Annotated in this window: 1 pseudogene; it reads right to left on the bottom strand. The window is 55.1% G+C overall.

From position 1 onward, the window contains the following. Positions 1–24: 24 nt before the first annotated feature. Positions 25–312, bottom strand: a pseudogene (locus EE949_RS08290) (GNAT family N-acetyltransferase); the annotation flags it as partial.

Genomic DNA, 312 nt, shown 5'->3' with positions numbered 1-312 from the left:
CTCAATAAATAAGTTTTCTTTTTGTTACAACTTCAACGTCATCTCGACGCTGTCGATACCCACCCCGTGACCGTCACGTTTCAAGCGGGTCAGCGAAAAACCCAGGCCAGCGTAAAAACCTTGAACCAGCTGGCTGGTGTTGATGTAAGCCTGGCTTACGTGCGGGAGCTCCCTCATCAGGTCAAGCCGGGACAAAACGAGGAACCGGCCCAGGCCATTGCCATGCTGATTTCCGGACACCATGCCCCAGGTGAGTTCAGCCATCGACGGATCGGCGAGCACTAGGTACCCGCCGCAAGCGAGGATTTCACC

The sequence above is a fragment of the Pseudomonas viridiflava genome (genome assembly GCF_900602065.1).
Taxonomy (GTDB): domain Bacteria; phylum Pseudomonadota; class Gammaproteobacteria; order Pseudomonadales; family Pseudomonadaceae; genus Aquipseudomonas.
This window is presented reverse-complemented; position numbering and strand designations above follow the sequence as displayed.